This window comes from Levilactobacillus sp., assembly GCF_022646225.1.
In the GTDB taxonomy this organism is placed as follows: Bacteria; Bacillota; Bacilli; order Lactobacillales; family Lactobacillaceae; genus Levilactobacillus; species Levilactobacillus suantsaiihabitans.
The window spans coordinates 334,863-358,628 of sequence record NZ_JALCJA010000002.1 but is presented as its reverse complement, the minus strand read 5'-3'; the positions used below and the strand labels follow the sequence as shown (position 1 = coordinate 358,628).

The following is a 23,766-nucleotide window of genomic DNA, read 5'->3' as shown; positions in this document are numbered from 1 at the left end:
CCTAATCAACTCCTTTGGTTTCGGTTGATTCTGCTGGCTTAGCCGCTGGGCGCGCCGGCAATTTCAGCGCGTCGCGAACCCGACTGCTGATAATTTCACCATTGGTCGTGGCCAACAGCTCACCAATCACCTCATCGTCCACGTCCAAGACCAATTTACCGTCCTGAACGATGGCACTTAAGACCGCCTGAACGTTCTTAGCAAACATATCCGAGGCGGAGGCGGGCAACTGGCTGGCCATATCCCCGGCGCCGATGATCTGGGCCTGCTGGGCCGTCGTCACCGTCTTGTCCGGTTGGGACCCGGCCACGTTGCCACCGAGGGCACTGGCTGCCAAGTCAATGAACAAGGTACCGGCCTTGGCCGCATCCACGGACTTCTGGGTGACCAGCAGCGGTGGCCGCCGTCCGGGAACCTGCGCCGTCGTGATGATGACGTCGTTTTGCGCAATGAAGGCGGCTAACTCAGCCTGTTGTTGCGCCGTTTCTTCTGGCGTCAAGGCGCGCGCGTACCCGCCTTCACCAGTGGCGGAAACGGAGGTCGTCAAAAACGTGGCTCCCAGCGATTCCACTTCACCACGAGAGGCCGGTCGAATGTCATAGCCCGACACCATCGCGCCCAGCCGCTTGGCCGTCCCGATGGCTTGTAGGCCAGCTACCCCGGTCCCCAAGACCAATACCTTGGTAGGTTTGGCGGTCCCGGCAGCCGTGATCATCATGGGTAAATACCGTGAAAACCGGTCGGCCGCCAGCAACGCGGCCTTGTACCCGGCCACACTGGCTTGCGAGCTCAAGACATCCATGGTCTGGGCCCGCGACACGGTCCGGGGCAGTAGTTCAAAGGCCAACGCATTGACTTTCTTGGCTGCGAGCTCCTGCACATAGTCCAGATCCGTCAGTGGTTGTAACAACCCTAACAAGGTCTGGCCGGCCTTCAGCTGATCGACGACGTCCTTGCCGGGTTGCCCAATCGTGGCCAACACATCCGCGCCTTGAATCGCGGCTTGGCGGTCACAAATCTTGGCCCCCGCGGCCTCAAAGACGGCGTCCGGATAGAAGGACCGGTCGCCAGCCCCCGTTTCGATCAGGACTTGAAACTCACCTTTTACCAATTTACGCACGACTTCTGGCGAGAGGGCGACCCGGTTTTCTCCCGGCGCTTCTCGTAAAGCAGCAATCGTTAATGACATGCCACCCATCTCCTTTTGAGAATTACTTCACAATTCCATCATATGTCGCGCGCCAAGCTAAAACAAGCCTAACCTGCATAATTGTTCAGTTAATAAGGATACCGTCCAATGGGGTAATTTGTTGATTTATCAACCTTCTGAACGATTCAGTGGCACAAAAAAAGAGTCCCTCGTTATTTTAACGAAGGGCCCTCACTTGACGACCAACTGGCCTTAGCTCAGCCAGCCGTCCATTTCAAATTTTTTCGCTTGGATAATCTCAGCCGCTAAACTGACCAGGTCTTGAACCGTCCCCCAGTCGGTGTGCTGGACGGCGGCTGCCTGCAGTTGCGCCACTTCATCGGCCGAATACAGCCAGGCCAGCGCGCCTTGTTGGGCGAGAATCAGATACAGATTCACCGCTGCGGTGGTTGGCCGGGCGCTCAGCAGCTGCTGTTTCAGCGCCGTGATGACAGTCTGGCGACTCGCAGCCGTGGGTTCATAGATGACGTGGGGCTTCAGGTTGTTTTGGAAAATCACCCGCTCGGTGGTCTGCTCCGCCAGCGTCTCGGCGCCAATGCCGTCGTAAAGCGCATTGACGATGTCCCAACTGGTGACCAATTTCAACGCCGTCTTCAGCTGCGAATCTTGGGCCAAATCACTCGTCAGCCGAATCTTAAAGGCGTTCAAGTACTGCGGCAGCTGGTCAAACCGCGTCGCATCGGCAATCGTCATCTGCCCAGCATTTGCGGCCAAGATGCCCTGGTCCACCAAGTCCAAGACAGCGGCCAAGACCAAGTAGGCCTGTGTCGTGAACCGGGTCCGCAGCATGGGCCGCTTGTCGATGCGTTCAGTCAGTAATAAATAATTTTTGGCGGTCGTTAATGCCAAAGTGGTCCCTCCTTTTCCCCGTTTACGCGGGGGCTTACGAATAATAAGGATACCACACTGTACCGCTATCCATGCTATAATCAGGCTAATTTAGACGAATTTCACTGGAGAAAATTATGCTGACTAAAAAACAATTAACGCAACAGAAAATTATAACGGCCGCCATGACCGTGCTGGAGCAAGCTCCTAACCAAAAACTCACGGTAGTGGCCGTCACGGCACAAGCCGGTATTTCTCGCAGAACCTTTTACCGTTACTATACCAGCATCGATGCGCTAATCGCTGCCTTGGAACATCAACTCTGGAATGATACTTTGCAGTTATTCGTGCCACTTTTTTCTGCCAGCAAATGGGCCGACACCGCATTTGTGGCGCATCTTTTTCGTTATCTGGATGCCCATCATGCCCTATTAAAGTTTCTGAGCACTAGTAGTCATTTTAACTTCACCACGGCCATTATCACCAATTCGCGCGGCATTACCGAACAACGATTAAGGGAACTCGCTCCAGCCAGCACCATTGACCCCCGTCGCGCAACTGATTTGGTACTACATTGCCTGGGCTATGGTGCTCAAGCCTTAATCACTGACTGGATTCGTCACGACTTTCAGGAACCAGCCAGTGAGATGGCCTATCTCTATTATCAACTGATTGTAGCCCCCTTCTTTACACTCAACAATCAGACTATTCACAAAAAAATTCTGCAAAACGGCAATGGCACACTTAATTAATTAGTGTGCCATTTACGCATCTATTTTAGGTGGCACCTTTGATTAAAATTTACGCCAACGCCTATTTTTTTATAGAATGTAAGCGTAATCACAAATGATAACTTAGAAAGGGTGTTTCTTATGAGTGGACGTTTACAGGGTAAAGTTGCAATTATTACGGGGGCTGCCCGCGGTCAAGGTGCTACCGAAGCCCAGTTATTTGCCAAAGAAGGGGCTAAAGTTGTTGCCACAGACGTACTCGAAGATGACTTAACTGCTACTGTTAAAGCGATTCAGGACGAGGGACATGAGGCGCTCGCTATCACCCAAGATGTTTCTAGTGAAGATTCCTGGCAAGCTGTGGTCGATCAGACGCTGGCAGCATTTGGCAAGATTGATATTTTAATCAATAATGCCGGCATTACTGGCGCCCAGTTACCACCCGAAGAACTCTCCGTTTCTGAGTGGGATAAAGTTATGAATATCAATGCCTTAGGCAACATGCTGGGAATTAAACACGTCATTCCCGCGATGAAGAAACAAGGCGCCGGTTCCATCGTGAACATTTCTTCACTTGCTGGTATTCATGGGATTGGTGGTTTCAGCGCTTACGCCGCGTCTAAGGGCGCCACTCGTTTGCTGACAATGGGTGCAGCCAAAGACTTTGGTCCTGATCACATTCGAGTCAACTCCATTCATCCGGGATTCATTGAAACACCAATGATTAAGGACTTCACGGATAATCCTGAAATCAAAAAGCAAGTCGTCGACAACATTCCGTTACACTACTTAGGCCAACCAGAAGACGTCGCTTATGCTGCTCTATTCTTGGCCTCCGATGAAGGTCGCTTCGTTACCGGTGCCCAACTAGTCATTGATGGCGGCCAATCAATTAAAGAATAGCATTCTAACCAATAGTAGAAAAAATAGAGTTCTTCACGAACAATTACGTGGAGAACTCTATTTTCATTGAATCAGATTACGTATTAGCCGATTTGCCGCGAGAACTTCTTAAACCCAAATAACTGATTGATTCGTTGGTCATACTCAGCCGGAATCTCTAAGTCCAGTGCCTTCAAGTTGTTTTGCAACTGCGCCGGCTTGCTGGCACCGGTAATCAAGCTGGAGATTCGGGAATCACGCAAGCCCCAGGCCAAGGCAAACGTGGCCAGGTCGGTGTCTAATTCCTTGGCCATCTTGATTAGCGCCTCCACCTTGTCCAGGTTGTCATCGGTCAGTAACGCCTTGATCTGGCCTTGGTACGTGGCCCGTGAGCCAGCCGGAATCGGTTGACCCTTGCGGTATTTACCCGTCAACAAACCTTGAGACAGCGGCGAAAATGGCACGACACCCAAGCCTAATTTTTCGCAAACGTCCAGCAGTTCGTGTTCGATGTAGCGGTCGAACATGTTGTATTGCGGCTGAACCACCGTCATTGGGTGTAGGCCCCGTTCCTGAATAATTAGTTGCGCCTCAAGAATCTGAATTGGCCGCCATTCGCTGACGCCGTAATACAAAATCTTCCCCTGGTCGACCAAGCCGCTCAGGGTACTCAAGGTCTCTGCCAGCGGCGTTTCCGGGTCAAAGCGGTGACAAAAGTACAGGTCCAAATAGTCCGTCTGTAGGTTCGTCAGCGATTGGTTCACGGATTCCGTGATGTGCTTGCGCGACAGGCCACGGTCGTTGACGCCATCGCCGGTCGGGAAGAAGACCTTGCTGGAGACGACCAGTTCCTTGCGCGGAAATTGCTTGAGCGTCTTGCCTAAGAACCGTTCAGCCGCGCCACCACTGTAGGCGTCCGCGCAGTCAAAGAAGTTGATGCCCTTTTCATAGGCCAACTTAATGCTCTGCGCCGCCAGGTCCTGCTTGGCACCGTCGCTAACGTCCGTCATCCAACTGCCCAACGCCAATTCACTGACGCGCAACCCTGATTTACCTAAATGCCGATACTTCATGTCTAACTCCTCCTTGAAATTATGTAACCGCTTTATTTTTGTCGATATCTTTAGTTTATCAGTTTTTATTGGTGGTGGCGCGTAATTTATTCAATAAATTTCCTGCTGCCTGTGTCTAAGCTTACACCCACATCAAAAAGGCCGACCCGCAAGTCGACCTTTCCCGTTGATTCAAATCGTTCTGCTGTGATAGTTGGCAGTAATATTTAACTAAAGGTTGAAAATAGAATTAACGCGGTGATGCCGGAATGGCGGTGTTCGGACACCTAAACGCGGTGAAGCCAAGTTTCCGGCAAGTTGCCATCTATTAGGAACACTGTGTTGGTCGAAAGCTAGCTAATAAATTCGCTGCTACCAAGGGGTAAGCTAATTGTTATTGGCAAGCACTACCTTAGCCGAGAGTTCGCCAAATATGGGTTCAGCCGTGGGAGTTGTCTTAGCGGCGCGATTCAGGCCGCTTAGACAACTGGCGTCTTTGAGACGTGGGCTTCGGCTCAAAGCGAGGTGCCGAGACCGTCCTTTGGCTCGGCCCGTCCGCCCCAGCGTTCCAACCCATATTTGGCGAACGGTAGGCGACCAGTTTCTGCTATGACGCGGTCAGCGACTAATCCTAACGCCATGAGTCGTACAGTGACACTAATTCTAGCTAATTTCTGTCCTTCAACCTTTAACTGAACATGACTTCCATCACCAGGATGGCGCCACCGAAGACCAACACGAACGCGACGACTGGCCAAACGAATTTGAACCAGTGCGAGTATTTCATGTCTAACATCTGCAGGGTGGCCATGACCAAGCCGGTTGGGGCCAAGAAGAGCATCGCGTATTGCCCGAATTGGTAGGCCGTTACCACGGCGAACCGCGGAATGTCGACCGTATCGGCCAATGGCGCGAAGATTGGCATCGCCAGCACAGCCAAGCCAGAGGAGGATGGCACGATGAAGCCCAAGACGAAGAAGATCAGCATCATAACGATGATGAAGACCGAACCACTCACGTGTGCCACCAGTGATGACGAGTATTGCAGGATGGTATCCGAGATCATCCCTTCGTTCATGACCAGGTTGATGCCCCGCGCGAGCCCGATGATCAGAGAAACCCCGACCAGACTGGCCGCACCGTTCGTAAAGGCATCCACGACGCCCTTTTCACCGATACCATATTTCCCGGTAGCGGTCATGAACATAATGATAATCGCGAAGAGCAGGAATGACGAGGCCATGGTTGGGAACCACCAGCCCTGTGACATAACGCCCCACACCATGATGGGGAACGTGATGACGAACAGGATCAAGATGATCTTCTTGCGCAGCGTAAAGGCTTGATTACTGGTGTCATCGGAGGCCACGGACCACATTTTATCAAAGGAACTCTTGTCCTCGTAAGTGTAGGAGAACGACGGCGTTGCCTTGACCTTCTTGCTGTACCAGTGCAGGTAGAAAATCACGAAGATGGCGGCGACGACCAACCCCCCGATCCGCCAACTGATTCCCTCGGTAAAGTTGATACCGGCCGCGTTTGACGCGATTACGACGGAGAACGGGTTGATGGTCGAGAAGGCCGTCCCGACCGAACTGGAGAGGAAGATGGCCCCCACACAGACGATCGAGTCGTAGCCCATCGCAATGAAGATAGGCACCAGAATTGGGTAAAAGGCCACGGCCTCTTCTTCAATCCCACAGAGCGTACCCCCGAGGACCATCAGGATGGAAACCAGGAAAATCAACATAAATTCGTGGCCCTTGGTCTTTTTCGTCAAGGCCATCAAGCCGGATTCGAAGGCCCCACTGGCTTTAACCACGCCAATTAGGCCCCCTAAGACGAAGATAAATACCATGATGTCCACGGCCTCGATGGTCCCGCGCACCATACTACTGGTAATGGCGCCCAGACCAGCCGGCCGTTGTTTCAGCCGGTGGTACGTATTGGGAATCGAGACTTCTTGGGTGATGCCACCGGACGTAAATTCCTTGATGTTGATCTTAACGCCCAGCTTATCCAGCTGTTCTTGGGTTGCCGGGACCTTGACCGTTTTCCCGGATGGCCGCGAGATTTGAAGCTGCGACCCACTGTATGATAGCTTAGAATATGAGCCGGCCGGAATGACCCAGGTCGCAATGACGGCGACGATGGTCAGAATGAATAAGATCACAAACGCGCCGGGCATCCGTAATTTGAATTTCTTCTTCGGCTTTGGTTCTACTGATGCATCCATTAAGTTCACCCCTTAAAGTGATTGATGGCTTAGCCAACACAAAACGTGGTCCAAGAACGGGTGTCACCAACATCTCCGCACAATTGGACCACGTTCCGTTAATTTAATGACTTAAGCTTTGATCAACGTCCCGACCTTGCCCGCTAAGGCATCGTCGAGGTGATCGAGTGACGTGATCAGGGCCATCCGTCCGTTACCGCCAGCTACGAAGCCCAGGCAGGCCTCGATCTTCGGTAACATACTGCCGGGCGCAAACTGACCTTCGTCAATGTAGCGTTGCGCGTCTTGACTAGACAATTCCCGCAGTGCTTGTTGTTCTGGCTTGCCGTAGTTGACGTACACATCGTCCACGGCGGTCAAAATAATCAGTTGGTCTGCCGAAATGTTAGCGGCCAACAGAGCACTGGAGCGGTCCTTGTCGATCACGGCTGGCACGCCCTTAAGGCCGTCTGCCGTAGTCACGACGGGCACCCCGCCTCCGCCACCAGCGATGACCAAGTTGTCATTTTCAATCAAGTCGTTGATGCTCTTGATTTCAATGATCGACTTTGGCAACGGTGACGGCACCACTTGCCGATACCCGCGGCCAGCGTCTTCCACAAAGGTGTAGCCCTTCTCGGCCACGATCTGGTCGGCCGCTTCCTTGCTGTAGAAGGAACCCACTGGCTTGGTCGGGTGGTCAAAGGCCGGATCGCTCTCGTCGACTTCGACCTGGGTGACCACCGAAGCGACATCCTTTTGAATGCCCTGGCGGTGGAGCTCATTGTGCAAGCTTTGTTGCAAATGATAGCCAATATAGCCTTGACTCATGGCCCCACATTCCGGGAATGGGAAGGCCGCAGTCTGGCCGTGTTCGGCGGCAAAGTTCATGCCCAAGTTGATGGCCCCGACTTGCGGACCGTTACCGTGGCTGATGACCACCTTATGGCCGGCCGCTACCAGGCCAATCAAGGACTTGGCCGTGTGCTTCACCAAGTTTAATTGTTCTTCTGGAGATTTGCCCAAGGCGTTACCGCCTAGAGCCACTACGATTTTAGCCATGTGTCTGCCTCCGATTATTCGCCTAAGGTTGCGACCATCACTGCTTTAATGGTGTGCATCCGGTTTTCAGCTTCTTGGAAGACGACCGAAGCATCGCTTTCAAAGACTTCGTCGGTCACTTCCATTTCGGTGATGCCGTACTTGTCAGCGATTTCCTTACCCACACCGGTTTCGGCGTTGTGGAAGGACGGCAGGCAGTGTTCAAAGATCACGTTCGGGTTGCCCGTCTTCTTCATCATTTCGCTGTTGATTTGGTATGGTGACAACAGTTCGATCCGTTCTTTCCAAACGGAATCTGGTTCACCCATGGAGACCCAAACGTCGGTGTAGAGCACGTCAGAGCCCTTAACCCCTTCGTCGATGTCATCGGTGATCAAGATGTCCGCTCCGGTCTTGGCCGCAATGGCGTTGACCTTGTCCCGCAGTTCCTTAGTTGGCTTTAAGGCCTTTGGGCAAACCAGGTGGAAGGTCATCCCCATGATTGCGCCACCGATCATCAAGGCGTTGGCCACGTTGTTGCGGCCATCACCCACATAAGTAAAGTGAATGTCACTGTAGTTTTTCTTCAGTACTTCTTTAGCCGTCAAGAAGTCCGCCAGCACTTGAGTCGGGTGGTCTTCATCGGTCAAGCCGTTCCAAACCGGCACGCCGGAATACTTGGCTAACGTTTCGACCGTCCGTTGGGAGAACCCACGATATTCAATCCCGTCGTACATACCGCCCAACACGCGAGCTGTATCTGCAGCGGATTCCTTCTTGCCCATTTGGGTCCCGGTTGGTCCTAAGTAAGTGACGTGGGCGCCTTGGTCGTGCGCACCGACTTCAAAGGCACAGCGCGTCCGCGTGGAACTCTTTTCGAAGATCAACGCAATGTTCTTACCCGTTAATTTTTGTTGTTCCGTCCCGGCGTATTTGGCCTTCTTCAAGTCTTCTGCCAATTGCAGTAAGAAGCCCATTTCCTTAGGGGTGTAGTCCAATAAAGTTAAAAAGCTACGATTACGAAGATTAAACATTGTAAGTTCCTCCTTTGTTATTTACAATCATAAGTATAGTAAGCGGTTTCATAAAACTTCACAGATCTTCAAAACTTTGTTAAAACTTTTTCTAAGGAGTCCAATTCATGTTTAAGCAGTCCCGTTTCTTTACCCACGAGCGTTACCAGCGCATCTTGCTATCCGCGGTTTGTATTGCTTTAGCCTCGCAAGTGAATTTTCAAACATATGCCCCAGGATTCATCGTCACCCTGTCCGTCTTCATCCTGCCGGTCATCTTGTACTTCAACCGCGACTTCAACCCCATCTCGCTTACGGTAGCGGTGGCCATCGCCTCACCCGTGTTTCGTGGGCTGTTGCTGTTCATCAGCCACGACGTGAATTCGCACGATAACGTCATTTATATTTTGGCCGACATGGCATTTTACCTCTGTTACGGCCTGCTATATTACCTGTTGTACTGGCGTCGCGGCCAACGAAGCAACACGACCTTTTTCCTAACCATCGTGCTCTGCGATTACGTCGCCAACCTCTTGGAAGTCAGCCTGCTCACCGGCTTTGCGCACTACACCTACCAACTCTTTCAAATTCTCTTCGTCACCGCCCTGATTCGCAGCACCGTCAGTTGCCTGTTGGCCTTTCTCTACCATTACTTCCAACTGATGCTGCGTCAGGAAAACCATGAACAGCGCTACTACCATTTCATCTGGGTTGCCTCGGCCGTCAACAGCGAAGTCTACTTCATGCGCAAAAACATCAGCGAGATTGAAAACGTCATGAAGAACGCCTACACCCTGAATCAGGACCTGCAACAGGCCAACGTCAGTGAGGCCGAACGCGATAAGGCCCTCCAAATTGCCCGCGACGTTCATGAGATCAAGAAGGATTATCAAAACGTGATTCGCGGCCTGGGCGATTATTTCAATGACGACCACGATACGGCCATGCAGCTCGCAGATATCCTTAAGGTCACGACCGACTACATCCGGGAATCCATCAAGCCCAAGTTTCCTAACGTGACGATTGAGGTCCACAACCACGTGGATCTGATGGTGCCCAACCATTACTACCTGGTCTCGATTTTATCCAATCTGATTTTCAACAGCGTCGACGCCATGGCGGACCAGCCCAGCGGCACCGTGGTGGTCAGCGTCGTGGACCGCGGCAACGACATCTTGCTTAACGTCAGTGACAACGCCAGTGGTATGGACCCCGACACGCTGGCCATGATCTTTCAGCCCGGCTTTACCACCAAGTTCAATGAAAACGGCGACGTCTACCGCGGCATTGGCTTGTCACACGTGAAGATCATTGCCCAAGAGCAATTTGACGGCGACATTCACGTCGATTCCGAGCTGGGCAAGGGGACGAATTTTGCCGTGAAACTCAGTAAAAAACGCTTAGAACAGGAGGCAGATGCCTAATGAATTTCTACATTGTTGATGACGACCCCTCGATTCCCATGATTCTGCGTCAAATCCTAGAAAAGAACCCCGACAATACGGTGGTCGGCATTGCCCACGACGCCAAAAAGGCCCTGGCCGACATCATGTTGATGGACGTGGACATTGTCTTGGCCGACCTCTTGATGCCGGGCATTTCCGGCATTGAACTCGTTAAGAAACTTAAGGCGCTCAAACCCGCGTTGCGCGCCATCATGATCTCTCAGGTCAAGGACAGTGATCTGCGTGCCGAGGCCTATGAAGCGGGCATTGAATTCTTCATTGATAAACCCATCAACGTCATTGAGGTGAAGACCGTGGTCGAAAAGGTCGCCCAAAGCGTGCAGATGGCCACCAAGCTCAATAACATCCAGTCGCTGGTCGGCGGCGGTGCGGTCGCCACGGCCCCGGTCGTGGATCAGAAGCAACAACAAAAGGAAAAGATTCTTTCTATTCTACGTTTTCTGGGCATCACCTCCGAGGCGGGCTCCTCCGACATCCTGGCGGTGGCCCAGATCATGCTCGACCAAAACCTGAGCTTTCGCGAAATCGACTTCAACGCCGCCTACCACATCGACGACCGGGAAAAGAAGATCATGTTCCAACGCATTCGCCGCGCCATCAAGACGGGCCTGACCAATCTGGCCAACATCAGTCTGGACGGTATGGGCGACGAAATCGTGGTCGAATACGCCAATACCTTGTACGAGTACAAAAACGTGCGTAGTGAAATGTTGCTGCTGGAGGGCACCCGCACGACCGGCGGCAAGACCTCGTTGAAGCGGTTCTTTGACGGGCTGGTTCAAGAAGTGTAACGCGGTGCCAAACAAGGCGTATGAAAAGGGCTAGGCCACTCATCCAATCCTGAGATTAGTGACCTAGCCTCTTTCAGCCAAATTAGTTGCTGACTCCCCTCACCCAATGCTGGCTGGCCAGGACAGTTATTTTGCCACCCCTTCATTTTCACGTATACGCCATCGCAAAATGGGCGTATAATTAAAACCATTAATTAGTTCAGAAGACCAACCCCAAAAGAAGTGATCATATGCCAATGAAACATGCTCGGACCGCCTCCCTCGGTCAACTCTTATTCAAATACCGTATCGTTGTCATGGCGGCGGCCATTGTGATTCTGGGCTTTACCGGTATCTTCAGCGTTCAAGCGCGCCAGAAGAATACCTCACAGGCCCAAGCCGTCACCCCTCATCAACCCGCTACTAGCCGGCAGATTACCCGCCAACAGCGGCACGTCAAAAAGCAGCTCCATACATACTTGAAACACGTTACCGCTGACGGCAATACCAGCGTCAGTTTTTACAATTTAGGCGCTGTATCTGGCAGTCACTCTGCACAATCAGCCGTGGCCAAACAGTTCTACCAGCGCGGCAAACTGGCGACTTCCGCCAACGCGCACACGCCGGAGGTCTCGGCCAGCACCTACAAACTGTTCATTGCGGCCTACCTGTTCCACCTCACGCAACAGCACGCTTACACCTGGACGACCACCAATCAAGACGGCTTCCACCGAATGATCGTCAACAGCGCCAATGATTTTCCGGAAAGCATCTTGGATACCTATGGCCTCGACGGCATCAACGCCTACCTGGCCAGCGAAGGGCTCTACTCACCGACCTTTGTCGCCGGCAACGAGGCCACCACAACGGCGACTAGTCTGCGTAAAATTTTGGTCAAATTGGCTCGGGCCGAGGCACCATTTAATAACGCCCACAACCGCACTTGGTTACTGTCGCTGATGAAGCAACAGGTCTACCGTGACGGCATTCCCGCCGGTGCGGCCGCGGCCACCAAGGGAACGGTCGTCGCTGATAAGGTCGGCTGGCTCGCCGATACCAACAACGACGCCGGCATCGTCACCCTGCCCAACGGCCAACGCTACGTGCTGGTCATCATGACCCACGGCAACGGCCAGAGCGGCTTTAGCGGCTTTCCGCGGATGGGCCAGATCACCAAGCACATCCAGAAACTGGTCTACAATCCGAAATTGGTCAAACAGCTTGAATAAAAAGAGAGTGCGTCAACAGGCGATCAGCCGGTTAGCAGTTTTAAGCTGAACCGGCTGCCTGTTGGCGCACGTTTCAGCTATGTCAAGGTAATGCGAACGAGCCTGGGGAGGATTTGTCCCAGGCTCGTTTTTTGTTGCCTGGCGTTGAGACCCCTACCCTTCAGGGCGACCAGTACCATATTCCCCGTGAAATATATCATCTTGGCATACCGAATTTTTATCGTTGACAAACGTAAACGATGGCGGTATGCTTAATTCATCAGTTAAGGATTACAAATGTAAACAAAAAAGGAGATCCGCCTTATGCTTAAACTCATTATTCTCATCGTTGCCCTCTTACTCATTGGCTTTATTGCCTGGTGGTTCTTTGGCAATCACGCCACTGCGGCCGTTGATGCCGCCGTGAGTGACAACACCCAAGACGTGGGCGTTGAAGTCAGCGGTGGCTACTCACCCAGCACCGTCGTCTTGAAGAAGGGCGTGCCCGCGACCTTGACGTTTAACCGCAAAGACCCATCCAGTTGTTTGGAACAAGTCGTCTTCCCCGATTTTGGGATCAACGAATTTCTCCCGCAAAACCAGGCGCACGCAATTCCCATCGACACCAGCAAGTCCGGCGAATTCGATTACGCTTGCGGCATGAACATGTTCCACGGCAAAGTCATTATCAAATAATTTATGGAGGTCTACACTCATGACAATCAAACAATCTGCCAACATTACCGTTGATGGCGGCTACCAACCCGCTGAAATCGTCTTAAAGGCCGGTGTCCCCGCCGACTTGACCTTCACCCGCGTCAGTGACGCCGGCTGTTTGGACCAAGTCCACTCCGCTGCTTTGAAGTTCTCGCGTGACTTGCCGCTGAACCAGCCGCAAACCGTGACGGTCGATACCAGCACCCCCGGCGAATTCCCGTTTAGCTGTGGGATGGACATGTTCTTTGGAAAGGTGGTCGTTCAACCATGAGTATCAAGAATCGATTCGTCTTTTCGCTTGTCGTATCGTTACCCATGCTGATTGAAATGTTCACCAAGCCCTTGGGCCTGATGCTCCCCGGTGGCGCTTGGACCATGTTTCTCCTGGCAACGGCGGTAATGGCCGTTTCCGCAGGGCCGTTCATCCAAAGCGCCTGGGCCGCCTTTCGCCACCACCACGCCAACATGGACACGTTGGTCGCCATTGGGACGATCACGGCCTATCTCTACAGTTTCTACGCCATGCTGGCTGGCAAGGACGTTTTCTTTGAAAGCGCGGCCTTCGTGGTCACCTTTATCCTGTTGGGCCAATATTTCGAAGAGAAAATGAAGCACTCCGCTTCCGGCGCCGTCAGCAAGCTAGTCGACTTACAGGCCAAGGACGCCGAAGTCCAACGCGACGGTCACTGGACGAAGATTCCGCTGGCCCAAGTGGTCGTCAATGACGTCATCCGCGTACGCCCCGGCCAAAAAATTGCCGTCGACGGCGTCATCGTGGATGGGAGTTCAACCATCGACGAATCCATGGTCACGGGCGAAAGTATGCCCGTCACCAAGCAGGCCGGCGACAAGGTCATCGGCGCCACCATGAATAACACCGGGACCTTCACCTTCAAGGCCAGCAAGGTCGGTAACGACACGCTGTTGTCGCAGATCGTCGACATGGTCAAGAAGGCCCAGACCAGCCACGCGCCGATTCAAAAGACCGTGGACAAGGTGGCCGATATCTTTGTGCCCGCCGTCTTGATCGTGGCCATTGCCACCTTTACTATTTGGTACGTCTTCTTAAACGCCTCACTGGTTAGTGCCATGCTCTTTGCCGTGTCCGTCGTCATCATTGCCTGCCCGTGTGCACTGGGTATCGCGACGCCGACAGCCCTCATGGTCGGCACCGGCCGGAGCGCCAAGATGGGCATCCTGATCAAAAATGGTGAGGTCCTCGAGGCCGCCAACCGCGTCAAGACCGTCGTTTTCGACAAAACCGGGACTATTACGGCCGGTCATCCCCAAGTCACGGACATCGTGGGGGACGCCCAGGTCTTACAAATCGCGGCTAACCTTGAAGTCGCTTCGGAACACCCGTTAGCCGCCGCTATTTTGGCTAAGGCCCAGGCCGAAAACGTGGCCGTTACCGCCGCCCAAAATTTCCAAGCCATCGAGGGTAAGGGTGTGCAGGCCACCGTTGACGGGCAACCCGCCTTTATCGGTAACGACAAGCTGATTGCCGACTACCAGTTGTCCGCCGACTTACGCGACCGCATGACCCAACTACAAGGTGAGGCCAAGACCGTGGTCCTGGTCGGTGTCGCCGAACGCATCATTGGCCTGATTGCCATTCAAGACGCCCCCAAGGCCAGCTCAGCCGCAGCCATCGCCGCTTTGAAACACCGCGGGTTACGGACCGTCATGTTGACTGGCGATAACCAACGGGTGGCCCAAGCCATTGCCAATGAGGTCGGTATCGACACGGTCATTGCCGATGTCTTACCCGGCGACAAGGCCGACCACGTCAAGCAACTCCAAGCTGACGGCCCCGTCGCCTTCGTGGGGGACGGTATCAACGACGCCCCGGCGTTGACGACCGCCGATGTGGGGATCGCCATGGGTTCCGGCACGGACATCGCCATTGAATCCGGCGGCATCGTCCTGGTCAAAAATGACCTGATGGATGTGGTTCGGGCCCTGGAACTCAGTCAAAAGACCTTCAATCGCATCAAACTCAACCTATTCTGGGCGTTCATCTACAACACCCTGGGCATTCCGGTGGCCGCTGGGGTCTTCGCCGTCTTCGGTCTGTCACTAAGTCCTGAATTGGCCGGCCTGGGCATGGCGCTCAGTTCCCTGTCCGTCGTGGCCAGCTCGTTACTCTTAAATAAGTCCAAATTAACGTCCACGCCAACCACGCGTGTGGCTTAGGAGGTCATCGTGATGTCAGAAAAATTCTGGAGTAAAAGCACCTGGTTAACCGTGCTGGTTGGCGCCATTTACGTAGTGGTCGCTACCGGCATTGGGGCCCTGATTGTGGGGCATTAACTTTAACATTGACAAAAAAAACAGGCGTCTGGGAACTTTCCCGGACGCCTATTTTTTGTCTACGTTAAAGGGTCCATCTAGCCCACCCGACTTGTCTAGTTTTGCGACTGGGCCAAGGCCGTCACGATGTCGGGTTCCACCTTTTCCGGTTTGGTCACCGGCGCATAGCGGTCGATCAACTGGCCGTCACGTCCAATCAGAAACTTGGTGAAGTTCCATTTGATGCGACCGTGCCCCGCCGTTTCCTTGAGGTAGGTAAACAGTGGATCCTCATCGTCGCCGTTGACCACCACGCGCTGGGTCATGGGAAAGGTCACGCCGTAGTGCAGCTGGCAAAAGTCATTGGCTTCCTCATCCGTTGCCAGTTCCTGGTGAAACTGGTTGGACGGCAGGCCGAGGACCTCAAAACCCTGATCATGATATTTCTGGTAAAGGGCTTCGATGCCCGCCAACTGTGGTGCCAACCCACACTTGCTGGCGGTATTCACAATCAACAACACCTTGCCCTGGTAGTCCTTAAAATCAATGGATTGCCCACTCATTTCCGTTTCGGTAAAATCGTAAATCGTTGCCATAAGACCGCGTCCCTTCTGATTAACGTCCTGGACCAATTTAGTATCAATTAGTTGTATGCAACCCAATCATACACCAAATAGGTCCCCGTTGCCGCTGATTTGCCAGGCTTTATTTTTGGTAAATGGCCCGCAAACTCTTGAGGTCCGCCGCCGATAGCTGCGTCTTGCCCTGGTCGATGGGTGTCATGACCGAGCGCTTATCCGAGCTGTGATCCAACCCCAACGCGTGCCCCAGTTCGTGGACAGCCACGGATTTTTTGAACGCCTGCGGATACGTAGCGTTGAGCTTGGCGGTGGCCGTGTTGGTGGTCAGAATACCGCGCCAGCTGATGCGCTGGGTGATCTGTGGGCCACCGTGGCCATATTCAACGGTCGCCTGACCGCGTGGCTCGCGCTTATGGTAGATGCCAAAGGTGATTCGGTTGGTCTGATCACTGCCCTGGCCCGCCACCAGCTGGACGATACCCGTTTGATTGTAAGTGTTGACGGCATAGGCGAAGACCTGTTTCACCTTGGCCGGCGTGTTGGCCGCGAAGTGATAGTAGTACTTTTTTTGCAACAACAACCCCTGCATGGCCTCCTCCAACGGCGTATCATCGGCACCGGTCTGGGTAGTGGCATCCTTGAGATTGCGCAAAATGTAGCCACTCGCCTGGTAATTCCCCGTCCCCTGGCTCGCCGCCGTCTCGGACCGCCCCGTGACCGTGGCCCAAATGGCCGCCCGGTAATACTGAAACTGGGTCGATAATGGCTGCCAATTGACCCCCACAAAAATCGCGATTCCTAAAATTAGGGCGAGTAACACCCGTCTGACAAGTTTCACAGCGTGACCTTCCCTTCCAACTCGCTTTGCCGTAAGCCGCTTCTAATTAGTTTGATTCTAGGCTATCTAGTTGTGGGCCGCAACTACTTTGCCCCGGGAATTTTCAAGCGCAGATTTTTCTGGATTTAGTTCTAAAGACACTGGCTGGAGCTTGGTTTTCGACTGCTAGGTGCCATTTATCTTGGCCGGCCATGAAGCGGAGCACCGCCTAAGCCTTGACGCGGCCCGGTCGTCTGACAAATTTTCTTATCAAAAAAAGACGCAGGGTCGCCCCCACGTCCGTTGCAATTTAAGTTTAATTTTCAGCAACCACTCGCGAGTGGCGCATCACCAACCCCACCAGGCTCAGCAACATGCCCGCACACAGGGCCAACATGTACCACGGCAGCGTTTGGACCGTGCCGTTGTGCAACCAGCTCATGCCATAAGTGAAGCCGCTGACCAGCAGGTAGTAACCCAGGCTGAACCAGCCACTGGCACTGCCCATGACGTCTTCGTAACCGATTAAGGCCCGATTCAAGGCGTTGGGCAGGGTCACGTTTAGCCCGAGAAAGGTCAGAAAGATGGTCACCAACATGGCGCGGGCGCTTTGCCCATACGCCGCGACGACTAAACCGCCGCTAGCCAGCACGCTAAATCCCAAGCCGACCAAGGCCACCCGTTCCGGTGACCACCAGTTGAGCAACCAGTTGACCAACACGGCCCCCAAGAGGCTCGCGCTCGCTAGGATCAGGCCCAGCCAGCCATAGTGCACGGCCGAATAGCCAAAATGGGTCATGAAGATGAATGGTGCTTCGGCGTAGTAACTAAACAACACACCGTTGATGCCACCGATCAATAGCCCATACCCCCAAACGACGCGGTCGGTCAACAGACGCCGAACCACGGCAACCTGATTGACGGGTGCAGCCGCCACCGTTGTGGGCTGGGTCTCCGGCAAGCGGCTGAGGGCATACAGCCCCACCGCAACTGCCATGACTACCAACGTGCCAAAGACGCTACGATACCCAAAATAGGTCTGCATGATACCACCAATCAGGGGCCCCAAGGCCGGCGCCAACGCCATGGCGGCACTGGTACGGGCAAAGACCCGCGCGCCGGTCAGTCCACTAAAGCTTTCGCGCATGATGGTCTGCGTCACCACGGACCCGGCGCTGGCACCAAAGGCTTGAATCAGCCGACTGGCCAATAGCCAGGTAAAACTAGGACTCCAAAAGAGGCCCACATTTCCCAGCAAGTACACCCCTATTCCGGCTAACATGGCCGGACGCCGGCCCCATTTATCGGCCAGCTGGCCCCAAATCAAGACACCGATGGCAAAGGCCACAAAGTAACTGCTCATGGTCAATTGGACCCGGTTGGCACTCACCTGCAAGGCCGATTGTAGTTGCGGCAAGACTGGGGTGAAAATAGATTCGCTGATCTGGGGAAACCCCACCAGCGTAATGATCAGTCCCAAAGACGGGACGGTTTGACGGACGTTTTTCACAAGTTTTCTCCTTTAAAAGTTAATCTAGGGAAAAACGTCCTTGGCCGTTTGCGGGGACACACGCCATTAAGTTATTCAGTTCCATGGGTTGTCACCCCTTTCGTTTAAAGTCCCTTTACCATACGGGATTCCATTGAAGTTGTCAACTCAAAAAAGCCAGGACCGCAGTCCCAGCTTCGACTTACAACACAAATTGTTGAATCGCATCCGCCACACCCGACTCAAAGTCGTGCGGTGTCACGAACTTAGCGACTTGTTTGACCTCAGGAATCCCGTTAGCCACGGAGACTGGCATGCCGACTTTGGTCAACATCCCCAAGTCATTGGCGTTGTCCCCGATGGCCATGATCTCATCGGCGCTGACGCCCAATTGCCGACCCAGATCCAAGATAGCCGTGCCCTTATCCACGCCGGCGTGATTGACTTCCATGTAAATGCCGGAGGAATAAGTGCAGTTGATCTGGTCAAAGGCCGCGGTGATGGCGTCATACACGGCACGCCGCACGGCCAGATCCGGATTCATCACGATGACTTTCATGATGCGGTCGTCGGCAAACTGATCAAATGACCCAGTCAGCTCATCAAAGGTCACCCCGCGCGTCTTCAGGTAGGCCATGTCATCTGCCCGGGGCCGGTAAATGTACAAGTGATCCAGCGTATAGACGTGAATGTCCACATCGAACTGCGTCATGATGTCAAAGGCTTTCTTGGCTTCGGCAAACGGCATTTGATTGCTGACGATGACTCGGTTGTCTTGGTTTTCAACAACCACCCCACCGTTGTACGACACGACGTATTCGCCCGGCTGCTGGTACAGATGCAACTTCTTCAAGAGGTTCTGTACGGTCAAGAAACTGCGCCCGGTGTTGGGGACAAACTTGACCCCGCGTGCCGAAGCGGCCGCAATGGCATCGATGTTGGCCTGTGAGATACTGCCATCCGTCCGCAACAACGTCTCGTCTAAATCACTGGTAATAATCTTGTACAAACTGATTCGCTCCCTCTGTGGTTTAGACCTAGTGTACCATGGTGTAGACCAATCTGGGAAGGGGGGTGCCGGATTCAGCTACCGGTAACTATCATTTTTTGGCCGCTTTTACGACAGCCAAGACTATGACGCGTCACTGTTCCGTCTTCATCAGAGATTCCCTAAAAGAAATCCGCTTACTTCAAATACAGTTTCTGCAACTTCGTCCGATCCGCCTTCGTCAGGCCCAGGCCCTTTTGCAGGTACTTGTCGACGGAACCGTACTTCTTATTGATGGCGGAGAAGGCCGCGTTCAAGTAAGACTTCTTGACGACCATCATATCCGTCATCAGCTTGATAGTCGCGGCATCGGCACCCTTGTCCTTCAGCTGCTTGATAGCCGCCTTATTGCTGGCCGCCAGATACTTGTTCGACAACAGGTAATCACTCATGACCGTCTTGCGGCTAACGCCCAGCGCGGACAGCACTAACGCCGTGCCAATCCCAGTACGGTCCTTACCAGCCGTGCAGTGCCAGAGTACCGCTTGCCCTTTGGGATTCTTCAAGAGAATCTTGAACAGCTGCTTGTAGGCCTTCTTGCCTTGGACACTCGTCACCATAGCCTTGTAGCCGTTTTCCATGATCTTCACGCCATCCTTACTGGTCATGGAAAATTGCTGAGAAACATCCTTGACCACGGGATCGAATTTGTAGGTCACACCAGAAATCTTCACGTCGGGTGCCTTGGCTGCTTCGGCCTTGGACCGTAAGTCGACGTCGGTACGGACGTGGTAGACCTTCTTAAGTTTTTGCGCATCTGCTTTGGTCAGCTTATTCAAGGCCGCTGCCCGCAGTAACACGTGCCGCTTAACGGTCTTACCCGTCTTGGTCCGGTAGCCGCCTAAGTCACGGACATTTTCCGCACCTTGTAACTTGATCTGCTTACCCGCCTGCACGGTCGTGGCGTGAGTCGCTGCCTGAACGGGGGTCGCAACGGTCTGGGCACCCAGTCCCAGGGTCATGATGAGTGCACCTACTGATAAGCCTAAACGTAATTTGGATTTCAAGAGAATCCCTCCTAGAATTTAATTCTTAACTAGGATAGCAGGCCACTGTAGATTTTCCGTATCAGTTACGTAAAATTTTGGTAGACGTTATACAATTATATTTATCATTGCACCCCACACCCCAAGCACCGCAACGCTTTTGCCTACCAACCAATTGGCCAATAAACGGCGACACCCCCGCTCACAATTTGTGATACCATGAACTTAGAATCTACAAGGAGGTAATTTGGATGACTGCACGTTTACAAAACAAGACGGCCTTGATCACGGGTGGTGCCGGCGGAATCGGTATCGGCATTGCCAAATGCTACTTACGGGAGGGCGCCCGCGTAATCTTGTCTGACCTACAAGAAAGCGATGGCGAACGGGCCTTGGTCCGCGACCACGACACCGCTAGTTTCGTCACCCTAGACGTGACGGACGAGACGGCTTGGCAAACCACAATTGGCAACATCGGCGACCAATTTGGCCAGCTCGATATTCTGGTCAACTGCGCGGGCATTTTGCCGGAAATGAAGCCGCTGGATGAGATCACCCTGCCCGAATGGCAACGGGTCATGGACATTAATTTGACCGGGAACTTCTTAGGCATGAAACACGCCATCAAGGCCATGAAGGCAGCTGGTGGGTCCATCATCGACATTTCTTCAATTGCTGGCATGGTGGCCAGTCCCCTCATCTCGTCGTACTCGGCGTCCAAGGGTGGCACGCGCATGCTGACCAAGGCCGCCGCCATCGACGCCACGACTAAGGGCTACAACATCCGCGTCAACTCGGTCCACCCTGGCGTCATCAACACCCCGATGACCAGTGGTCCGAACGACCAGGTCGCCCAAGTCTCCGCGGCCATCCCCATGAAACGCGTCGGCCAACCACAAGACATCGGCGAGATCTGCGTCTACCTGGGTTCCGATGAATCCAACTACGTGACCGGGTCTGAATTCACGGTCGACGGCGGGTACACAGCGGTTTAACCAGAAAGAGAATGCCATGACAGTTGTCAAAAAGCAACGAATCGGTCAAGAAGGCGTCCTGCCAGTTCCGGAAAATAGCAACAGTCCGTTTGAACAATACGAAGTCACCGCTGGTCGCGATGGTGCCATCGTTGTCTTACCCAAAAAGCCCAATCCATTCACGGATGAGCAAGCCATCAAAAAACACAAGGGTGCACTAACCGATCATGACTCTTTCCCAACATCATAGAATATCAAAGGGGTCTGCGACTTGTTCGCGGACCCCTTTTTGCTAGCTATTTTAATAAATACTGCGCATCCAACGCGTGGTCAAACGACGTCAAAATCTTAGGACCGTCGTCCGTGATAACAATCGTGTGCTCGTATTGGCAGCTCCAACTGCCGTCGACCGTGCGAATCGTCCAACCGTCATCGGCCGGGGCACTGCACTCGTAGCTCCCAACATTGATCATCGGTTCGATGGTAATGGTCATCCCCGCCTTCAACCGCGTGCCATGACCGGCGCGACCATAGTGTGGCACGTCTGGATCCTCATGCATGGTCGGGCCAATGCCGTGGCCGATGTAGTCGCGCACCACGCCGTACCCCAGCTGATTTTCCGCGTAGTCCTGGATGGCAAAGCCAATATCGCCGATACGGTTGCCCACCACAGCCTGGTCGATGCCCTTGTACAGTGCCTTAAGCGTGACGTCCATCAGCGTTTGCGTTTCGGCCGACGGGGTGCCCGCCACAAAGGCATGGCAGGCGTCGCTCAGGTAGCCGTGATAGTCGATGACCGTGTCCATTTTGACCAAATCGCCGTCATGCAACACGATGTCCTTGCTGGGGCAGCCGTGGCAAATCATGTCGTTAACGCTGACGCAGGTCGAGTACCGGTACCCTTCGAAATTCAGTTCACCAGGCGTGGCGCCGTGACCCACGATATAGTTGTAGGAAAAGTGGTCGATATCCCAGGTAGTGATCCCGGGTTTAATGTAGTCTTCGAGTTCGTGGAAGAGGCCGACTAAGATGTCGCCCGCCGCCTGCATGCCATCGATCTCGCGTGGTGATTTTAATGCAATCATGCTGTGCCTCCTGAGGTTTGGTTGTTTCTTTAGTATACCCCAAGCTAGTCGAAAAGAAATGACCAATTCTGGCCAGTCCGCTGCAAGATGACAGTCCGCCCCACCGCCAACGGTCAGTCAAATTTCTCAGGACCGCAATGCCAGTAGTGGCAACGTTTTCACAACATTTTCAACCTGAAATCTCGTCAGCATCGTGTTATAATCAAAACCGCTTAAGCAAAAAATCCGATTTTATATAAATAATTATAAGGAGGTACCTGAGTTCCATGTCATTATCCCCACTTGAACGCCGCGACTACCTGATTGGCTTTGCATTTGTCCTCTTGATGGTCGCGGCAGCAACGCTTCTCGGCGACTACGAAATCATTCTCCCCGAGATTGGCGCGCTGACGGCCGGCACCTGGATCTATCACAATAGCAGTTGGATTGCGCAGCCGTTTAAGATCTTCCTGGCCCCGTCCGGCACCGCAGTGATTGGCTTTCTGGTCAACCAGTTGGGCATCACCTACGCCGAAAAGGTCTACCTGACTCTGATTCTCATCTTACTGCTGCTCAGCGTGTTGCGCTCCACGCTGGCGCCTTCATTTGCGACCGGGCTGTTGCCCATCATCATTGATGCCACGCACTGGTCCTTCATCATTGCCATCCTGGTCTTCACGTTGACGCTGACCGTGGGCGTGCTGTTACAGGGCCACTATCGCGGCAAACCCGCGGGCCAACCGCTCCACGTCTCCCACATGCTGGGCTTCACGCTGGTCGCTTCCGTGTGGGTCGCGGCCGTGTGGCTAGCCGGTTTTCCCCAGATGGCGGGAATTCCGCCGGTACTGGTGGTCTTCTTCGAGGTCTCGCAGTTGCCCGACTATCCCGGCAAACTGGCCATTCGCCAAATTATCGCCTTAGCCGGCGCCGCGACGTTGGGCGTACTGATTCACACGCTGCTGGCCTCATGGCTGTTGACCACGCTACTGGCATTGCCACTGGTTTTTGTGCTCCTGCAGCTGTTACACATCAAGCTGCCCGCAGCCTACGCCTTTCCACTGTTGGCACTGGTCCTACCAGCCAACATGTTTCACACGCTGCCGATTGCCGCGAGCCTGGCCGCCTGCTTCTTTCTGGGCACCGTCTTTGTCTTCCGCAAGGTTCTGGCGCACCAACACGGCTTGGCTTCGGAAAATAACGGCTAGCTCATCTTTCAACTGAAGGTTGAAAAACAAAATCAGCTGGAATTATTGTTATCATGCGACTCATGACTTTAAAAATAGTCGATTTCAGCCTCACAATGCGAGCTGGCCGCCTACCGTTCGCCAAATATGGGTTGGAACGCTGGGGCGGACGGGTCGAGCCAAAAGACGGTCTCGACG

At 53.5% G+C, this 23,766-nt stretch carries 23 protein-coding genes; 11 read left to right on the top strand and 12 right to left on the bottom strand.

Going from position 1 to position 23,766, the window contains the following annotated elements; all coding sequences use genetic code 11:
* Window position 1: 1 nt before the first annotated feature.
* Complete coding sequence (locus LKH74_RS04375) at window positions 2–1,189, bottom strand: NAD(P) transhydrogenase subunit alpha (RefSeq protein ID WP_287788369.1); 1,188 nt, start codon at window positions 1,187–1,189, stop codon at window positions 2–4.
* 213 nt (window positions 1,190–1,402) lie between these two features.
* On the bottom strand, window positions 1,403–2,059 hold the full coding sequence (locus LKH74_RS04370; RefSeq protein WP_287788368.1) for a hypothetical protein: 657 nt from the start codon (window positions 2,057–2,059) through the stop codon (window positions 1,403–1,405).
* 116 nt (window positions 2,060–2,175) lie between these two features.
* Here LKH74_RS04370 and LKH74_RS04365 point away from each other — a divergent pair, with 116 nt between their 5' ends.
* The gene (locus LKH74_RS04365; protein ID WP_287788367.1) at window positions 2,176–2,790 is read left to right on the top strand and encodes a TetR/AcrR family transcriptional regulator; all 615 of its coding nucleotides are present in this window, start codon (window positions 2,176–2,178) and stop codon (window positions 2,788–2,790) included.
* Between the two features lie 120 nt (window positions 2,791–2,910).
* Window positions 2,911–3,672 (top strand): SDR family NAD(P)-dependent oxidoreductase, encoded by a 762-nt coding sequence (locus LKH74_RS04360; RefSeq protein ID WP_287788366.1) that lies wholly within the window; start codon window positions 2,911–2,913, stop codon window positions 3,670–3,672.
* 83 nt (window positions 3,673–3,755) lie between these two features.
* On the opposite strand, the gene LKH74_RS04355 is transcribed toward LKH74_RS04360, so the two are convergent.
* The 4 genes from LKH74_RS04355 to argF form a co-directional block, all read right to left on the bottom strand.
* Entirely contained in the window at window positions 3,756–4,724 is a 969-nt protein-coding gene (locus LKH74_RS04355; RefSeq protein WP_135366988.1) for an aldo/keto reductase family protein, read from the bottom strand.
* Window positions 4,725–5,391: 667 nt separating this feature from the next.
* Window positions 5,392–6,939: a YfcC family protein gene (locus tag LKH74_RS04350; protein ID WP_135366989.1), complete on the bottom strand. Its 1,548-nt coding sequence runs from the start codon at window positions 6,937–6,939 to the stop codon at window positions 5,392–5,394.
* Window positions 6,940–7,050: 111 nt separating this feature from the next.
* A complete protein-coding gene (arcC, locus tag LKH74_RS04345; RefSeq protein WP_287788365.1) occupies window positions 7,051–7,980 on the bottom strand; it encodes a carbamate kinase in 930 nt (309 codons plus the stop codon).
* A gap of 14 nt (window positions 7,981–7,994) precedes the next feature.
* Window positions 7,995–8,993 (bottom strand): ornithine carbamoyltransferase, encoded by a 999-nt coding sequence (gene argF, locus LKH74_RS04340; protein WP_135366991.1) that lies wholly within the window; start codon window positions 8,991–8,993, stop codon window positions 7,995–7,997.
* Between the two features lie 107 nt (window positions 8,994–9,100).
* On the opposite strand from argF, the gene LKH74_RS04335 reads away from it, so the two are divergent.
* The 6 genes from LKH74_RS04335 to LKH74_RS04310 all read left to right on the top strand — a co-directional run bounded on the left by LKH74_RS04335 (window position 9,101) and on the right by LKH74_RS04310 (window position 15,329).
* Window positions 9,101–10,396 carry a sensor histidine kinase gene (locus tag LKH74_RS04335; protein WP_135366992.1) on the top strand — a complete coding sequence of 432 codons (1,296 nt, stop codon included), beginning with the start codon at window positions 9,101–9,103 and terminating at the stop codon, window positions 10,394–10,396.
* Complete coding sequence (locus LKH74_RS04330) at window positions 10,396–11,229, top strand: DNA-binding domain-containing protein (RefSeq protein WP_135366993.1); 834 nt, start codon at window positions 10,396–10,398, stop codon at window positions 11,227–11,229. The genes LKH74_RS04335 and LKH74_RS04330 overlap by 1 nt, the downstream gene beginning before the upstream one ends.
* 230 nt (window positions 11,230–11,459) lie before the next feature.
* Entirely contained in the window at window positions 11,460–12,437 is a 978-nt protein-coding gene (locus LKH74_RS04325) for a serine hydrolase (RefSeq protein ID WP_287788364.1), read from the top strand.
* A gap of 303 nt (window positions 12,438–12,740) precedes the next feature.
* A complete protein-coding gene (locus tag LKH74_RS04320; protein WP_135366994.1) occupies window positions 12,741–13,112 on the top strand; it encodes a cupredoxin domain-containing protein in 372 nt (123 codons plus the stop codon).
* A gap of 19 nt (window positions 13,113–13,131) precedes the next feature.
* Entirely contained in the window at window positions 13,132–13,404 is a 273-nt protein-coding gene (locus LKH74_RS04315; RefSeq protein WP_287788363.1) for a cupredoxin domain-containing protein, read from the top strand.
* A complete protein-coding gene (locus LKH74_RS04310) occupies window positions 13,401–15,329 on the top strand; it encodes a copper-translocating P-type ATPase (RefSeq protein WP_287788362.1) in 1,929 nt (642 codons plus the stop codon). The genes LKH74_RS04315 and LKH74_RS04310 overlap by 4 nt, the downstream gene beginning before the upstream one ends.
* 212 nt (window positions 15,330–15,541) lie before the next feature.
* Here LKH74_RS04310 and LKH74_RS04305 read toward each other — a convergent pair whose 3' ends face one another.
* The 5 genes from LKH74_RS04305 to LKH74_RS04285 form a co-directional block, all read right to left on the bottom strand.
* The gene (locus LKH74_RS04305) at window positions 15,542–16,021 is read right to left on the bottom strand and encodes a glutathione peroxidase (RefSeq protein WP_287788361.1); all 480 of its coding nucleotides are present in this window, start codon (window positions 16,019–16,021) and stop codon (window positions 15,542–15,544) included.
* A 109-nt stretch (window positions 16,022–16,130) separates the two neighbouring features.
* Window positions 16,131–16,844, bottom strand: coding sequence for a matrixin family metalloprotease (locus LKH74_RS04300; RefSeq protein ID WP_287788360.1), 714 nt, complete (start codon window positions 16,842–16,844; stop codon window positions 16,131–16,133).
* Window positions 16,845–17,139: 295 nt separating this feature from the next.
* The gene (locus LKH74_RS04295) at window positions 17,140–18,333 is read right to left on the bottom strand and encodes a multidrug effflux MFS transporter (protein ID WP_135366999.1); all 1,194 of its coding nucleotides are present in this window, start codon (window positions 18,331–18,333) and stop codon (window positions 17,140–17,142) included.
* Between the two features lie 181 nt (window positions 18,334–18,514).
* Window positions 18,515–19,321, bottom strand: a complete 807-nt coding sequence (locus LKH74_RS04290; protein ID WP_287788359.1) for a Cof-type HAD-IIB family hydrolase — start codon at window positions 19,319–19,321, stop codon at window positions 18,515–18,517.
* A gap of 176 nt (window positions 19,322–19,497) precedes the next feature.
* Complete coding sequence (locus LKH74_RS04285) at window positions 19,498–20,367, bottom strand: tyrosine-protein phosphatase (RefSeq protein ID WP_287788358.1); 870 nt, start codon at window positions 20,365–20,367, stop codon at window positions 19,498–19,500.
* A 230-nt stretch (window positions 20,368–20,597) separates the two neighbouring features.
* Here LKH74_RS04285 and LKH74_RS04280 point away from each other — a divergent pair, with 230 nt between their 5' ends.
* Window positions 20,598–21,341, top strand: a complete 744-nt coding sequence (locus LKH74_RS04280) for a glucose 1-dehydrogenase (RefSeq protein ID WP_287788357.1) — start codon at window positions 20,598–20,600, stop codon at window positions 21,339–21,341.
* 16 nt (window positions 21,342–21,357) lie between these two features.
* Window positions 21,358–21,570, top strand: a complete 213-nt coding sequence (locus LKH74_RS04275) for an antitoxin of toxin-antitoxin stability system (protein ID WP_287788356.1) — start codon at window positions 21,358–21,360, stop codon at window positions 21,568–21,570.
* A gap of 46 nt (window positions 21,571–21,616) precedes the next feature.
* Here the strand turns inward: LKH74_RS04275 and map are convergent, their stop codons facing one another.
* Window positions 21,617–22,405: a type I methionyl aminopeptidase gene (gene map, locus LKH74_RS04270; RefSeq protein WP_135367004.1), complete on the bottom strand. Its 789-nt coding sequence runs from the start codon at window positions 22,403–22,405 to the stop codon at window positions 21,617–21,619.
* 266 nt (window positions 22,406–22,671) lie between these two features.
* Between map and LKH74_RS04265 the strand changes: the two genes are divergently transcribed.
* Complete coding sequence (locus LKH74_RS04265) at window positions 22,672–23,589, top strand: hypothetical protein (RefSeq protein ID WP_287788355.1); 918 nt, start codon at window positions 22,672–22,674, stop codon at window positions 23,587–23,589.
* Window positions 23,590–23,766 lie beyond the last annotated feature (177 nt).